Below are 13,722 nucleotides of genomic sequence, written 5' to 3'. Positions count from 1 at the left end.
ATCCTCCAATTATGCTTCTTCGCCAGCTTTTTCAGCTTCTTCTTCTTTTGCTTCTGCTTTAGTTTCTTCAGAAGAAGATTTTGTCTCATAAATAGAATTTTCTCTAAATAGTCTGTCTACTGTATCAGATGGTTTAGCACCGTTCGAAATCCATTTAATTGCTTTTTCTCCGTCAACAACAACTTTTTTAGGTTGAGTTAGTGGATCATAATAACCAATTTCTTCAATTACTCTACCATCCCTTGGACTTCTAGAATCAGCTACTACTATTCTATAAAAGGGTCTTTTTTTAGTACCCATTCTTCTTAATCTAATTTTAACTGCCAATTAATTCACCTCCATAAACAAATTAAATTTATTTTAAAAAATAAATTACTAACTAAAAGGAAAATGGCATCCTAAATTTGCCTCTTTTCATATTTTTTTGCATATTTCCAAGCTGCTTCATCATTTTTCTTAAATCTTTAAACTGTTTTAAAAGTTTATTTACATCACTTGGACTTGTGCCAGAACCATCTGCAATTCTCTTTCTTCTTGAAGAATCTATAATGTCAGGTTTTGTTCTCTCTTCCTTGGTCATTGACCTTATAATTGCTTCAACTCTTGCCATTTCGCCTTCAGGAAGTTTAACATTTTTTAGAGCCTTTGAATTCATTCCAGGTAACATGCCTAAAATATCTTCTAATGGACCCATTTTTTTAATCTGCTGCATTTGATCTAAAAAGTCATCAAAGGTAAAAGTTTGACTTCTTAATTTTTCTTCAAGTTCCTTGGCCTTTTTTTGGTCGACCATTTCTTCAGCCTTTTCAATAAGGCTTAGCATATCTCCCATACCTAAAATTCTTGATGCCATTCTATCGGGGTGGAAGATTTCTAAATCATCCATTTTTTCTCCGCTGGCAATAAATTTTATAGGCACATCTGTTACAGCTCTTAGAGAAAGTGCGGCACCACCTCTTGCATCGCCGTCAAGCTTTGTTAAAATTACTCCTGTTAAAGATAAAAGCTTGTTAAAAGCATCTGCAACATTAACTGCATCTTGACCAGTCATTGCATCTAAAACCAAAAGGATTTCAGATGGATTTAAATTCTCTGCAATTTCTTTCAATTCTTCCATTAAATTTTCATCAATGTGAAGACGACCAGCCGTATCTATAATAACAACGTCATTTCCATTTTTCTTGGCATGTTCAAGGCCAGCCTTTGAAATGTCAATAGGGCTTATTTTATCCCCCATAGAAAATAAGGGTGTATCAACTTGATCTGCCACAACTTTTAACTGCTTAATGGCAGCTGGCCTATAAATATCACAGGCTACTAAAAGAGGTCTTTTGCCTTCTTTTTTTAAAAGTCTTGAAAGTTTTCCACAAGTTGTTGTCTTACCTGCTCCTTGAAGACCGCACATTAAAATAACTGTAGGTTTTTTAGAATAATCAATCTTAACTTCCTTAGTCCCCATTAAGTCTTTTAATTCTTCATTAACAATTTTTATAACCTGTTGTCCCGGAGTTAAGGATTCTAAAACTTTAGAACCCAAGGCCTTTTCTTTTACATTTTTTATAAATTCCTTAACAACTTTGAAATTTACATCCGCTTCCAAAAGAGCAAGTTTTACTTCTCTCATAGCAGCGTCAAGATCTTTTTCATTTACCTTGCCCTTGCCGGTAAGTTTATTTAGTGTATTTTGTAATTTTTCTGATAGTGACTCAAAAACCAATAATACACCTCCTATTCAAAAATCACGGTTTCTATTTCTTCTAAAGTTCCCTTGTCATAAGATTTACTTGTCTTCTTAAATTTTTCTAAAAGACTTTTTAATCTCTCATCCCTAATCTTTTTTTCTTCTTCTCTGTCCCTTGAATTTTTAACAAGCTCCAGTTTTTCTTCATAATTTAAAAGATTTGCCTTAGCTCTTAAAATATTATTTGAAACAGCCTGCTTAGAAATATCAAGCTCTTCAGCAATTTCATTTATGGAAAAATCATAAAGATAATACATAGACATAGCTCTCATTTGCTTTTCGCTTAAAAGATTTCCATAAAAATCTAACAAAATATTAATTTCAAAAAACTTATTATCCATATAATCACCATGTTTTAAGAGGTCAAGCAACTTACTTGACCTCTAATATTAAAACACAATATTTATTTTTTGTCAATAATTTATGCAAAAATTCCGTCAATAAAATTATCTAAATTAAAATCTTGTAAATCATAAACTCCTTCACCAACTCCAACGAGTTTTATTGGAACTTTTAATTCTGATTGAAGAGCAATTACAATTCCGCCTTTAGCCGTTCCGTCAAGTTTTGTTAAGGCAATGCCTGTTACATTTACAACTTCTTTAAAAGTTTTAGCCTGATTCATAGCATTTTGACCTGTTGTTGCATCTAAAACTAAAAGTGTTTCCTTTAGTGCTTCGGGATAATTTTTGTCTATAATTTTATTAATCTTCTCAAGTTCTTTCATTAAATTTGCCTTATTATGAAGTCTTCCTGCCGTATCCACAATTAGAATATCAATTTTTCTTGCCTTGGCAGCCGAAATTGCATCAAATGCAACGGATGCTGGGTCTGAACCTTCATCGTGACTTATTACATCACAGTCTGCACGGTTTCCCCATTCTCTTAGCTGGTCAATTGCCGCTGCTCTAAAAGTATCTGCTGCCGCAATTAAAACTTTTTTATTTTGGTCCTTAAATCTTTTTGCAAGCTTTCCAATTGTTGTCGTTTTGCCAACTCCATTTACTCCCACAACAAGAATTATTGATGGAGAGGATGAAGCAATTTTACCTTGCAAATTTTCATCCATAAGTTTTTTTACTTCTACCTTTAAAAGGTCCTTTACTTGTGAAGGGTCATTAATTTTTTCTCTAATTATTGTGTTTCTTAAATTATCAATTAATTTCATGGTAGTTTCCATACCAATGTCTGCTGAAATCAAAATATCTTCAAGGTCTTCTAATAGGTCATCTTCAATTTTTACATAGGATCCTAAAACTGTATTTATTTTTATGCCCACTTCTTTTCTGGTTTTATCAAGGCCAGACATAAGTCTTTGAAAAAAGTTCACCTTTTCAGGCTTCACTTCTGCTTCATCATTTGGAATATTATTTTCCTCAATTTTTTCTTCAATTATTATTTCTTCTCTATCTTCTAAGTTTTCATCTTGACTTTGAGAAACTTCCCTAGGATTTTCATCTTCTATAAAAATTTCTTCATTTAGTTTTTTACCGTCTTCATTATCTTCAGAAAAAATTTTTTCCTCTTCAGACTTTAATATTTCCTCTTCTTTTATTTCCTTTTCTATTTCATTTTCCTTGATATCTTCCTGATTCTTATTTTTTTTCTTAAACCAATTAAACATAATACCTCCTATTTTAATTCAACTGAATATATTTTACTTATTCCCTTTTCTTCCATAGTTACGCCATACATGGTGCTTGCAATTTCCATGGTAAGTTTTCTGTGAGTTATTATTATAAACTGTGTGCCTTCAAGGCTTAAAAGATAATCTGCATATCTTTTAATATTTGCATCGTCAAGAGCTGCGTCAATTTCATCTAGTATGCAGAAAGGTGCAGGCCTAACCTTTAAAAGAGAAAATAAAAGGGCAATGGCTGTCAAAACTTTTTCTCCCCCAGATAAAAGAGATAGGGATTTTAATTTTTTGCCAGGTGGCATAGCCTTGATTTCTATTCCACCCTCTAAATAATCTCCATCAAGTTCAATTTCAGCCTCTCCACCATTAAAAAGTATTTTGAAGATTTTAGAAAAATTTTCAGAAATTTCCCTAAAGGACTTTTTAAATAAATCCTTCATCTCTCTGTCAAGAGATCTTAAAATACTTTCTATTTCTTCACTTGATTTTATTAAATCTCCTCTTTGTCTTAAATTAAATTCAAGTCTTTCCTTAACTTCCTCATATTCACCAATTGCAGATAAATTTATGTTTCCCACACTATCAATATCTGCCTTTAATTTTTTGATTTCTCCTAATGTAACTTTTTTTAAGTCCCTGTCTATAAATTCATCTATGCTTTCTGTTTTATAGTCTTCTTTAAGCCTTTGGTAGGCAGAATCTATTTGATCAGTTTTCCTTTCAATTTGTGACCTTGTCTTTTCAAGGTCTTGTGAAAGTTCAAGTAGCCTTTCTTTTCTCTCATCATTTTGAGTTCTTAAATTTTTTAAGTCTTCTGAAAATTTTTGCCTTTCTTCTTTTTTGACCCTTAAATTTTCTTCAAGTGCCTCTTTTTTATCCTTAAATAACGAAAGATTTGTTCTTTCTCCCTGACCAATTTCTTCTTTATTTGCAATTTCTCCCGAAATTTCTTCCTCTCTTAAACTTGAAGAAGATAAAGAATCTTTAGCCCTTAAAATTTCCTTTGAAATTCTTTCCATTTCTCTTTCCAGGTAATTTTTTTTCTCTTGACCTTCCTTTTCCTTGAGCTTTAGGTCCTGAAGATTTTCTCTTAAAGCTTCAAATTTTTCCTTCTTTTCCTTTAGCTTATCAGAAAAATCTTCTCCCGTATTTTTTGCTTTATTGGTCTTTTCAAGGGTTTCTTCAAGCAAAATTTTGTTGTCTGAAACTGCTTTTTGGTCTGTCATTAGGCTTTCCTCAAGTGTGTTTAATTCATCTCCATATCTTTTTTCATAGTCGCTATTAAGAGCTTTTGATGAATTAATTTTATCCTTAATGTTATTGCAAGTAGTCCTTACATCTTCAAGGGCTTTTATCTTTTTGTCAAGACTTTCCCTTTCACTTATAAGATTATCAAGATTAAATTTGTCCTTCAAAGTTTTTTCTTCTAGAGCTTTAATTTGCCCTTTAAGGTCAAGGTCCTTGGATCTTAATTTTTCTAAATCATTTTTTCTTGAAATTAAATCTAAATTTGACTTATTAATATAGCCTCCAGTAACTGAGCCTCCTGTATTAAATATGTCCCCATCAAGAGTAACAATCCTATAGCGATTATTTAATTTTTTGCCAAGGATTCTTGCATTATCAAATGTATGGGCAACAATAATTCTCCCTAACAAATTTGAAAAAATATTATAATATTTAGGATCAAAATCTATTAAATTTACTGCAAAATCTATAGCGCCTAAATTTTCATAGTTTTTTATATTTAAATTATCCCTTTGTTCCTTAACACTATCAAGGGGCATAAAGGTAACCCTGCCAAATTTTTCCCTTTCAAGGATTTTAATCATTTGGTTAACATTTTTTATTGAGTCAACTATTATATATTGGCTACCACCGCCAAGAGCAACAGAAATTGCCTTTTCATACTTTTTTTCTACCCTAATTTCCTCTCCACAAGTTCCAATCAAGGAGTCTACATAAAGATGATTTTTTTGGCTAAAGGCCATAAAACTTTTAACTGACTTTGTATAGCCCTCATAATTATCCGTAAGATTTTTTAAAAATCCAATACGACCATTTAATTCTCTTTCTTTAAGGCTAAGGTCTTCTAATTTTTTCTTATCCTTTGTATTTGCCTCATTTAATTTCTGAAAATTTTCTTCTAATAGCTTCCTTTCTCTGTCAAGGTCTATTAACTGCTCTTCTAAATTTAAAAGTTTCTTTTCATTATCATTATAAGATTTTTCAAGCTCTAAATTATTTTCCCTAAGTCTTTCAATATTTTTTTCTAAAACTGTCTTTCTATCATTTTTTTCTAAAATAATATTTTCAAGGGTTTCATTTTTAAATTTTATATTTTTTAGCTGATTCTCAAGGTCAAGAGAGCTTGCCATATCCTTTTGGTGGCTTTCCTCTTCTTCATTAATTTCCTTATTTAAAAGGTAAATCTCTTCCTTTAGTTTTGATTTTCTTTGACCTAAGTTCACTTCATTTTCTCTTAAATCCTCAAGATTTTTCCTCAAGGACTCAAGAGAAAGTTCTCCCTTTGCAATTTCTTCCTTGGAATTCTCCTTAGACTCTATTAAAGATTCGCTTTCATTTTTAAGCCAAGAGATTTTTTCCCTTAAAATTTCTATATTAGATGCAGACTTTTCAAGATTTGAATTATTTTCATTAATTTGATCTTGAATTTTATAAATTTCTTCTTCTATTTCAAGATTTTTTTCTTCCAGTTTTCCTTGGCTGGCATTTGCGTCTGCTATTTTATTTCTTATCTCTTGAAGATGTTTTTCTTCACTTACAGAAATTTCCTTTAATCTTTCTAGATCCTTATTTAATCTTTCATTGGCAAAATAAGTATAGTTTATTTCTTTTAGCTTTAATTCTTCAAATAATTTAAGGTATCTCTTAGCCTGATAGGACTGAGTTTTTAAAGAAAGCTCCCTGTTTTCAATTTCTTCAATTATATCTGAAAGTCTAACAAGATTTGTCCTTGTCCTTTCAAGTTTATTTTGAGCTTCCCTTTTTTTAAATTTATATTTAGAAATTCCAGCAGCTTCTTCAAAAACACTTCTTCTATCTTGGGACTTTTCACTTAAAATTGCATCAATTTTCCCTTGACCTACTAGAGAATATCCGTCCTTTCCAATTCCAGTGTCCATAAAAAGCTCTTTTATATCCTTTAATCTTACCTTTACATTATTTATTAAAAATTCAGATTCAAGAGATCTAAACATTCTTCTAGTCACAGATACTTCACTATATTTTGTGTCAAGTAAACCATCGGCATTGTCAAAGACAATTGTAACTTCTGCAAGACCAAGGGGCTTTTTTGTGTCCGTCCCTTGGAAAATAACATCTTCCATCCTACTTCCCCTAAGATTTTTGACAGAATTTTCCCCTAAAACCCACATTATGGCATCAGTTATGTTTGATTTGCCAGATCCATTTGGACCAACAATTGCCGTTACATCCTTATTAAATTCTATTTTTGTCTTATTGGCAAAGGATTTAAATCCCTGTATAGTTAAAGATTTTAAGATCATAAATTCTCCATTATATAAAAATCCCTTAGGTCAATTTCTTCTTCATTAATTTTAATTCTATAATTATCAAAAGGTCCTTGCCTTAGATTTATCTTTTTTAGCTTAAAGGCTTTTAATAATCTATTTTTATTTATTCCTCTTTGGCCAGCAATATTTGAAATATTTCTACCCGAGCCAAAAATATTTACTTCATCAGTAGGTTTATTATGCTTTAAATAATTTGATAGGGCATTAAAAACATAATTTGCCTCCACAAGCTGCCTATAGGCAGGATGAAAAGGCCCCGCAAGGACATCTCCGTCAAAATTTATATTTTTCGTGGGCTGAAGTCCAACTCTTATGACTTCAATATTATTTACATAGTAAAGATGAATTAAATCTGAAACTATGCTAACGGATTTTTCAAGGTCAAGAGGAACATAATCACCCCTTTTATATGACCTTTCAAGAGCCGTATCCTTAATAACAAGAGTTGGATAAATTCTCACGCAGTCCGCCCCTAATTCTACAAAAGTTTTTGCAGTTTTATAGGACTTTTGGAAATTCTCTCCCGGCAGGCCAACCATTTGCTGAAGGCCAAGTTTAAAACCATATTTTTTTATTAGCTTAGAAGAATCAAAGACACATTTTGTATTATGGCCTCTATTTGTAAGCCTTAAAACTTCTTCATCTAAACTTTGAACTCCAAGCTCAATGGTATCCACTCCAAAATTTATTAAATTATCTAAAATTTTTCTATTAATGCAATCCGGCCTTGTAGAAAGTCTTATACTCTTTACAAGGCCCTTTTCCTTAAAATTATAGGCTGCCTTTAAAAGTTCATTTTGAATGTCAAAGTCAATAGCTGTAAATGAACCCCCATAAAAGGCGACTTCAACATTATCTTTTCTTTTAAAATAAGACAGATATTCCAAAATAGTATTAGTTACAATATCACTTGAAATATCTGTTGAAACTCCCGTAATTCTCTTCTGATTACAAAAAACACATCTCAAAGGGCAGCCATAATCAGGCACAAAAATAGGAATGATATTAATTTTAGACATTAATTTCACCTAATTTTATAAGTGCCTTCATTGCAGCTAATTGTTCTGATTTTTTCTTAGTCTTTCCCATTCCTCTGCCATATTCATCACCACTAATCAAAACTCTTGAATAGAAAGTTTTGTTATTATCTGGTCCAAATTCTTCCATTAACTCATAGACAATACAAGATGAATTTTTTTGTACAACTTCTTGTAATTTAGTCTTAAAGTCCCTATCAAGAGAATATATGTCATTAAAGATATCATCAAAAAGTTTATATAAAACTTCTCTTGTTTTTTCCAAATTAGAATCCTTAAACATTGCACCAATAAGGGCTTCAAAGACATCAGCTAAAATGGATTCTCTCTCTTTTCCATTATTTTTAATCTCACCCTTGCCAAAGTAAATTAAATCTCCTAAAGAAATTTTCTTAGCCACTATAGATAAGACATGTTCATTAACTGATGCGGAACGCAGTTTAGAAAGTTCCCCCTCTTTTTCATTTGGGTATCTGTTGTAATAATACTCACCAACAATTAAGCCTAAAACTGCATCTCCCAAAAATTCTAGCCTCTCATTTGAATCTATGGCCCTAAGGTTATTTTCATTAACATAAGATGAATGAGTTAAAGCCTGATTTAATAAATTTTTATCCTTAAAATAATAATTAATTTTTTTTTGTAGATTTTCGACACCAGTCGTCAATTATATCACTGTTCCAATTCCTCAACATATTCCAAAACATCTCCAACTGTCTTCAAACTTTCAAGTCTTTCATCGTCTATTTCTATTTCAAATTCATCTTCAATTGACATAATAAGTTCCACAAGTTCAATGGAATCAGCATTTAAATCGTCTTGAAAAGACATATCTTCTTCAAGATCGTTAACTGATAAATTGAATTGACTGGCAATAAGTTCTAATAACCTTTCTTTCATTATTTTTCCCCCAATTTATTTTTAATTTTATTTATTATGTCCTTATTTAAAATGTCTATTGCATAAGAACTAGCATTTTTTATAGCTCTGTGATCAGAATTTCCATGGGCCTTAATAATAGGACTTTCAAGGCCTAAAAGTATTGTGCCCCCAACTGATTTAGAGTCTAGTTTCTTTGACATATCCATTATGAGATGAGAAAGTTTTTCCCTCATTTCAGGCCCTAAATCTTCAGCTTGAAGCTTATAGGCAAAAGATTTTACTATAAATTCTGCAATCCCTTCAATGCTTTTTAAAAGGACATTACCAACAAAACCATCACATACAACAAGGTCAGCCTCAGTTTTTGCTAAATCTCTTGCTTCAACATTACCTATAAAATTAAAATCACTATCTTCAAAAATTTCATAGGTTTTTTTAACAAGAGCATTCCCCTTGCCCTTTTCAGAACCAACATTTAATAAAGCAATTTTTGGATCTTCTACATTATAATATTCCTTTAAATAAACTTCGCCCATTTGAGCAAATTGATATAAAAATTCTTCTGTAGAATCCATATTTGCACCAGAATCAATTATCATTGTAGATTTCTTCATTCCTGGAATATAGGTTGGTAGTATTGCCCTCTTAACTCCTGGAATCCTACCAACTATAAAAATTCCTCCTGCCAAAAGAGCACCCGTTGACCCAGCTGAAATAAAAGCATCAGCCTTTTTTTCCTTTAATAAATTAAGGCCAACAACTATTGAAGAATCTTTTTTCTTTCTAAGGGCAAAAGCCGGATCATCTTCATTTTCAATTTTTTCTTCTGCATTTATAATTTGAACTTTCTTTTCATTAAATTCAAATTCTTTTAAAGAAGATTCAATATCCTTTTTTATTCCAACTAAAATTATATCTATATTAAATTCATTAGATGCTTCAATAGCACCTTTTATTACTTCTTTTGGATTATCTCCGCCATTGGCATCAAAAATAATTTTCATTTTAACCTCCAAACTCTATTTAAATATATATTATAAACTTCTAAAAATCAATACGGAGGGAAAAAAAATTAAAAAAAGAAAGCCTAAGCCTTAACTTAAACTTTCTAAAATAATTATTTCATTCTTCAGAAGGCGAATTTTTTAAATTAACATAGGATTCATATCTATCCTTTGCATTTTGTTCTGCTTCTTCATATAATCTTTCTGCCCTTTCAGGGAATAGTTTCTTAAGAGAAGTATACCTAACTTCGCCATCAAGAAATTCTCTATAAGGTCTTTTTGGTTCTGTTGAATCAAGAATAAATGGATTCTTGCCTTCTGCCTTAAGGTCAGGATTAAATCTGTATAGGTGCCAGTATCCTGTTTCAACAGCCTTTTTTTCTTCTTCTATTGTTTGTCCCATGCCTGCTCTAATTCCGTGATTAATACATGGAGCATATGCAATTATTAAAGATGGTCCCTTGTAGGCTTCAGCTTCTTTAATGGCCTTGAAAGCTTGGTTTTTATCTGCACCAATGGCAATTTGTGCCACATATACATAGCCATAAGTTGTAGCCATTAGTCCTAAGTCTTTTTTCTTAGTTATCTTTCCTGAAGCTGCAAATTGTGCAATTGCTGCAGTTGGAGTTGCCTTTGAAGCTTGACCTCCTGTATTTGAATAAACTTCTGTATCAACTACAAGAACATTTAAGTCTTCTCCAGAAGCAAGCACATGATCAAGTCCTCCGTATCCAATATCATAAGCCCATCCATCGCCGCCAATAATCCATTGACTTTTCTTAATTAAGAATTTTTCTAAGGATTTTATGTCTAAAATTATATCGTCTACTTTTTCATCATTATATTTTTTGTCAAGGATATTTAAAACCTTAGCTGTTGCAGCCTTTGATGATTTAAAATCATCCATGCCTTCAATCCATTCATTAAAGATTTCATTTGTCTTTGAATCTATATTAAGGTCGATAAATTCCTTCATTAAATTTTTAATTCTTTCTCTTGATTGAGTTTGAGAAACTGCCATACCATATCCAAATTCCGCTGCATCTTCAAATAGTGAATTAGCCCAAGATGGTCCCTCGCCAAATTCATTTGTGCAGTATGGCATTGATGGTGCTGATGCTCCCCAAATCGATGAGCATCCCGTTGCATTTGCAATTGACATTCTATCGCCAAAAAGTTGAGTAACAAGTTTTACATATGGTGTTTCGCCGCAACCTGCACATGCTCCTGAAAATTCAAGATGCGGTTTATAAAACTGAGAATTTTTAAAGTTTGTTGGCTCAATAGAATCTTGTTTAGATTTTACTGTCATGGCATATTCCCAATTAGCCGCTTGAACTTCAAGTTCTTGTTCATAAGGAGTCATAACTAAGGCCTTTTCCTTTGCAGGACAGACTTGTGCGCAGTTCCCGCATCCAGTACAATCAAGGGGAGAAATTTGAATTCTATATTGATAATCTTCAAATCCTCTTCCAATTGCTTTTTTAGTTTCAAAAGTTTCAGGCTTTCTAAAAACTTCATCCTTATCAAGTAAGAATGGTCTGATTACTGCGTGAGGACATACAAGTGAACATTGGTTACATTCAATACAGTTATTTATATTCCACTTAGGAACATTAACTGCAATTCCTCTCTTTTCATATTTACTTGTTCCGTCAGGGAAAGTTCCGTCAACATGAACTAAAAGTGCTGATACGGGAAGGTCATTTCCCTCTTGTCTTGTCATTGGAATTAAAATATTATTAATAAAGTCTGGAGCACCTTTAATTGTGTGATCTTCTTCAGATTTTAAATTCTTCCAAAGAGGACTAACTTCAACTTTATGAATTGATTTAATGCCTTCATAAACCGCCTTATAATTCATTTCAACAATATCATCGCCCTTAACTCCATAGTCCTTAACTATTGCTTCTTTTAATAGTTTAACTGCTAATTCAAGTGGAAGAACTTTTGAAAGTTTAAAGAAGGCAGCTTGCATAACCATATTTGTTCTGCCTCCAAGACCAATGGCAGCAGCAATTCTTGTTGCATTTATTGTGTAAAATTCAGCTTCTTTTTCAGCTATCGCTCTCTTTAAAGAATCTGGAAGATGTTCTTCTAACTGTTCATCATCCCATGTTGTATTTAGTAAAAATACCCCACCTTTTTTTAGGCCTCTTAATAAATCATATTGATATAAATAAGACTGTTTAGAGCAGGATATAAAGTCGCTTTCTTGTAATAGGTAAGTGGAGGTAATTTTATGATTTCCAAATCTTAAGTGTGACATTGTAACGCCGCCAGATTTTTTAGAATCATAGTCAAAATATCCTTGGGCATACATATCTGTGTTGTCACCAATAATTTTAATGGCTGATTTATTTGCACCAACAGTTCCATCAGAACCAAATCCCCAGAATTTACATCTAATCGTTCCTTCTGGTTCTGTGTGAATAATTTCAGAGGCATCAAGTGATCTGTGAGTAACATCGTCAATAATACCTATTGTGAAATTATTTTTTACTTCATCAGATCTTAAATTCTTAAATACAGCTAAGATTTGAGATGGATTTGTGTCTTTTGAACCAAGACCGTAAATTCCGCCAACAATTAAAGGTTTCTTTTCTACATCATAAAAGGCATTTCTTACATCAAGATAAAGAGGTTCGCCTGCAGCACCCTTTTCCTTTGTCCTATCTAAAACTGCAATTCTTTCAACAGTTTTAGGAAGAGCTCCTAAGAAATGTTTAATAGAAAATGGTCTGTATAGGTGAACTTTTAAAACACCCGTCTTTTGACCCTTGTTGTTTAAGTAATCAACAACTTCTTCAATTGTTTCCGTAACAGATCCCATAGCAATAATTACATCTGTAGCATCTTCTGCACCATAATAATTAAATAAGCCATATTTACGACCTGTTAATTCTGAAATTTTTTTCATATATTCTTCAACAATTGAAGGAATATTATCATAATATTTGTTGGCTGCTTCAACTGATTGGAAATAGATATCTGGATTTTGAGCAGTTCCTCTAGTTTGAGCTCCATTTGGATTTAAAGCTCTTTCTTTAAATTCTCTCAAGGCTTTTTTGTCAATTAACTTGCTTAAATCCTCATAATCTAAAACTTCGATTTTTTGAACTTCATGAGAAGTCCTAAATCCATCAAAGAAATGTATAAAAGGAACTCTTCCTTTAATTGCACTTAAGTGAGCTATGCCTGCTAGGTCCATAGATTCTTGAACAGAACCTGATGCTAATAGTGCACAGCCCGTTGCTCTTGCTTCCATAACATCTTGGTGATCTCCAAAAATACTTAAAGCATGAGATGCTAAAGCTCTAGCTGCAACATGAAATACGCCAGGCAATAATTCCCCAGCCATCTTGTACATATTAGGAATCATTAGAAGTAATCCTTGTGATGCCGTATATGTTGATGTTAAAGAACCAGCTTGCAGCGCCCCGTGCATTGCTCCAGCAGCTCCCCCTTCTGCCTGCAATTCTTTTACCAAAACCTCTTGACCAAAAATGTTTTTTCTACCATGTGATGCCCAAGCATCAATGTGTTCTGCCATTGGTGAAGAGGGTGTAATAGGATAAATACATGAAACTTCTGAAAACGCATATGCGATATGGGCAGTAGCTTCATTGCCATCCATTGTTTTATAAATCTTTCCCATAATAGCCTCCCATTTATTAATTTTCTTAATATATATTTTCTGTACTAGCTAAATTATAAATCTTCAACTATAAATTTGCAATAAATCATAGCAATTTTTTAAAAATAAATTTCTCACAAAATAGAATTTTTTGGCAGGTATTTCACATTATAAAATTAAAAAAAGCTGTTTTATAATAGATTTTTATTAATGATGAATCTTTTA

General features: G+C 32.0%; 10 protein-coding genes. All 10 read right to left on the bottom strand.

Annotation, left to right across the window (positions count from 1 at the left end; genetic code table 11):
* Positions 1-9: 9 nt before the first annotated feature.
* The 10 genes from rpsP to nifJ all read right to left on the bottom strand — a co-directional run bounded on the left by rpsP (position 10) and on the right by nifJ (position 13,518).
* Entirely contained in the window at positions 10-327 is a 318-nt protein-coding gene (gene rpsP, locus BQ4446_RS05275; protein WP_071027283.1) for a 30S ribosomal protein S16, read from the bottom strand.
* 52 nt (positions 328-379) lie between these two features.
* Positions 380-1,717, bottom strand: coding sequence for a signal recognition particle protein (ffh, locus tag BQ4446_RS05270; protein WP_071027281.1), 1,338 nt, complete (start codon positions 1,715-1,717; stop codon positions 380-382).
* An 11-nt stretch (positions 1,718-1,728) separates the two neighbouring features.
* On the bottom strand, positions 1,729-2,082 hold the full coding sequence (gene ylxM / locus BQ4446_RS05265; protein WP_071027279.1) for a YlxM family DNA-binding protein: 354 nt from the start codon (positions 2,080-2,082) through the stop codon (positions 1,729-1,731).
* An 80-nt stretch (positions 2,083-2,162) separates the two neighbouring features.
* On the bottom strand, positions 2,163-3,365 hold the full coding sequence (gene ftsY / locus BQ4446_RS05260; RefSeq protein WP_071027277.1) for a signal recognition particle-docking protein FtsY: 1,203 nt from the start codon (positions 3,363-3,365) through the stop codon (positions 2,163-2,165).
* An 8-nt stretch (positions 3,366-3,373) separates the two neighbouring features.
* Positions 3,374-6,910 carry a chromosome segregation protein SMC gene (smc, locus tag BQ4446_RS05255; protein WP_071027275.1) on the bottom strand — a complete coding sequence of 1,179 codons (3,537 nt, stop codon included), beginning with the start codon at positions 6,908-6,910 and terminating at the stop codon, positions 3,374-3,376.
* The gene (locus BQ4446_RS05250) at positions 6,907-7,956 is read right to left on the bottom strand and encodes an elongator complex protein 3 (RefSeq protein WP_071027273.1); all 1,050 of its coding nucleotides are present in this window, start codon (positions 7,954-7,956) and stop codon (positions 6,907-6,909) included. The genes smc and BQ4446_RS05250 overlap by 4 nt, the downstream gene beginning before the upstream one ends.
* Positions 7,949-8,641 carry a ribonuclease III gene (rnc, locus tag BQ4446_RS05245; protein WP_071027272.1) on the bottom strand — a complete coding sequence of 231 codons (693 nt, stop codon included), beginning with the start codon at positions 8,639-8,641 and terminating at the stop codon, positions 7,949-7,951. The genes BQ4446_RS05250 and rnc overlap by 8 nt, the downstream gene beginning before the upstream one ends.
* Before the next feature lie 5 nt (positions 8,642-8,646).
* Positions 8,647-8,874, bottom strand: a complete 228-nt coding sequence (locus BQ4446_RS05240) for an acyl carrier protein (RefSeq protein ID WP_071027270.1) — start codon at positions 8,872-8,874, stop codon at positions 8,647-8,649.
* Positions 8,874-9,860: a phosphate acyltransferase PlsX gene (gene plsX / locus BQ4446_RS05235; RefSeq protein ID WP_071027268.1), complete on the bottom strand. Its 987-nt coding sequence runs from the start codon at positions 9,858-9,860 to the stop codon at positions 8,874-8,876. The genes BQ4446_RS05240 and plsX overlap by 1 nt, the downstream gene beginning before the upstream one ends.
* Positions 9,861-9,978: 118 nt before the next feature.
* On the bottom strand, positions 9,979-13,518 hold the full coding sequence (nifJ, locus tag BQ4446_RS05230; RefSeq protein ID WP_071027266.1) for a pyruvate:ferredoxin (flavodoxin) oxidoreductase: 3,540 nt from the start codon (positions 13,516-13,518) through the stop codon (positions 9,979-9,981).
* Between the last annotated feature and the right edge of the window lie 204 nt (positions 13,519-13,722).

Origin of the sequence: Peptoniphilus raoultii (genome assembly GCF_900099555.1) — a bacterium.
Taxonomy (GTDB): Bacteria; Bacillota; Clostridia; order Tissierellales; family Peptoniphilaceae; genus Peptoniphilus_A; species Peptoniphilus_A raoultii.
This window is presented reverse-complemented; position numbering and strand designations above follow the sequence as displayed.